The following is a 2,402-nucleotide window of genomic DNA, read 5'->3' on the forward strand; positions in this document are numbered from 1 at the left end:
ACAACTAAGGCTTCGTTGGGTACGGAGTGCCGACAATGAAGCCGTGGTTGCACTAACCGTGCGACCCGTTATGGGTTTTAAGTCGGAAGAGGCTGGCCCCTGAACTACTTCTTGGTGCTATCTGGTAGCGGGCTGGCCCAACGGAGGTGAGCCTGGAAGGGTATTGAACGATACTTTCTGCTGTTTCCGGGAGAGGATTGCCGCTCTTTTCAGGGTATTTGCTCTGGTAAGGGCATAGCTGCGCCAGGCCACCTTCTTGGGTGGCTTTTTTTATGTTCTTACTCGAACTCCCGGTAGTGACGCTGCGTCCTCAGTCCCTGTGGCGGCCCTCGCTTGGAGAGCACCTGCAGGGTGAGCATCGTCTCCTTTTTGCAGCAGGGACACTCGAGCGGGTTGTACTCCTGGAGCTGCCGCCCTTCCACTTTCCGCCGTTTCTCCCCGGGCAATTGCTCCCGTATCACCGGAATGGCCGCCCCCTTGGCAGTGCCGCTGAGTATGCCGTAGTGGCGTATCCTGACAAAGCCCTTGGGCAGAATGTGCAGGGCCAGGCGGCGGATGAACTCCATGCCCCCGAGCTTCATCTCCAGCCTTTTGGCCCCCTGCCGGTAATCCTTATAAGAGAAGCTCACCGACTGCTCGTCCACCTCCTGTATCCGATGGTTAGAGATCGCTATCTTATGGGTGTAGCGGCCCAGGTACTCGACCACGTGCTCAGGCCCCGAGAAGGGGCGCTTGGCATACACCACCCACTGTTTGCCGAACAGCGCCTTTAGCAGCTGCTTATCCACCTGGGGCAATTTTTCCCTGAGTATATGCACGTACTTAGCCCTGTAGACCAGGCTCATGGCCTTGACCGGGAAGAGGTAGCGGCCCTTGCCGCGGGCCCCTTTCCACCTGCCGCGCTCACTGAGCCCGCCGCCGGGCACGATGCAGTGCAGGTGGGGGTGCAGCGACAGCGTCTGGCCCCAGGTGTGGAGCACGGCCACCATGCCCGGCTTTGCCCCCAGGTGCTTTGTGTCAGAGGCGAAGGTAAGCAGCGTTGCCCAGGCGGCCTCGAAGAGGGTGTCGTAGACGGCCTTGGGCTGATGGAGGGCCAGCTGGTTCAGGGTATCGGGCAGGGTGAAGACTACATGGAAGTAGGGCACGGGCAGCAGCTCTGCCTGGCGGGCCTGGATCCACTGCTCGCGCCTGCGGCCCTGGCACTTGGGGCAGTGGCGGTTGCGGCAGGAGTTGTAGCTGACGCGCACCTGGCCGCAGTCCGAGCAGGCGTCCACATGGCCGCCCATGGCCCGGGTGCGGCAGCGCATGATGGCCGCCAGCGTGCGCAGCTGCCAGGAATTGATGCCGGCATGCTGCTCCACCTGGGGCCAGTGCAGACGCAAGACGTCTGCCACCTCGTGCTTGGCCCGCACTAGCAGTAGAGGGTGTCCAGCGGGGAGAAGGGCTTTTTCCTTCCCGACTGGGCCACGTGCAGGTAGACCATGGTGGTGTCGATGCAGGCGTGGCCCAGCAGGTCCTTGATGGAGACGATGTCCAGGCCGTCCTCGAGCAGGTGGGTGGCGAAGGTATGGCGCAGGGTGTGGGGCGTGACCTGCTTTGCCAGGCCGGCCGTCTGGCGGGCCGAGCGCACCACCCACTGCACGCCGGTGGTGGTGTAGCGCCTGTCGCGGAGCCCCTGCTGGTTTTCCTGCACCTGTCCGTTGAAGAGCCAGGTCTGCGGGCACTCAGACTGGATATACTTTTCAAGCCCGCGGATCAGGTGCTGGCTCAGGGGCACGTAGCGGTCCTTGCCTCCCTTGCCCCGGCGCACGTGCAGCATCCGGCGGTCAAAGTCCAGGTCTGAAAGACGGAGGTTGCACAGCTCGAAATTGCGCAGGCCGCAGCCGTAGAGGGTGGCCAGCAGCACGCGGTGCTTGAGCAGCAGGGGGGCGGCCAGCAGCTTTTTGACTTCGGGCTTGCTCAAGACGACGGGGAGCTTCCTGTTGCCCCTGAGGGCGGGCAGCTCGATGCGCTTGTCCTTTAGCCCCTCCATGCGGAAGACGTAGCGCAGGGAGTAGACGGTGAACTTGAAGTAAGCGTCGGAGGGGGTGTTGTGCTCCCGCTTTACCAGGTAGAGGTAGTCGTTGATCTGATCCGAGTCCAGCTCGGTGGGCAGGCAGTTAAAGTGCAGGGCTACTTTGGCCAGGTGGCGGGCGTAGTTTTTGAGGGTGCTCTGGCCGCGGCCGGCGACGGTGATTTTTTTGGAAAACTTCTCGTAAAGCTCGCTGAATCCCGCTACATTAGTACAGGCAGTCTGGATAAGGGTAGGCTCTTTTTTTTCATCTTTATGTAAGGAATAAGTTTGAATCAAAAGGTAACGCTTATCCGCTGCTTTTTAAAACCAGCTACCGAAGGTTTAGTGC

The 2,402-nt window shown here is 61.0% G+C and carries 2 protein-coding genes; both read right to left on the reverse strand.

Annotation, left to right across the window (positions count from 1 at the left end; all coding sequences use genetic code 11):
- Positions 1–278: 278 nt before the first annotated feature.
- Positions 279–1,499 carry an IS91 family transposase gene (locus tag L1278_RS19470; protein ID WP_371927386.1) on the reverse strand — a complete coding sequence of 407 codons (1,221 nt, stop codon included), beginning with the start codon at positions 1,497–1,499 and terminating at the stop codon, positions 279–281.
- Entirely contained in the window at positions 1,412–2,350 is a 939-nt protein-coding gene (locus L1278_RS19475) for a tyrosine-type recombinase/integrase (RefSeq protein ID WP_253406689.1), read from the reverse strand. Before L1278_RS19475 ends, L1278_RS19470 begins: the two co-directional genes overlap by 88 nt.
- Between the last annotated feature and the right edge of the window lie 52 nt (positions 2,351–2,402).

Origin of the sequence: Pontibacter sp. HSC-36F09 (assembly GCF_024171605.1) — a bacterium.
In the GTDB taxonomy this organism is placed as follows: domain Bacteria; phylum Bacteroidota; class Bacteroidia; order Cytophagales; family Hymenobacteraceae; genus Pontibacter.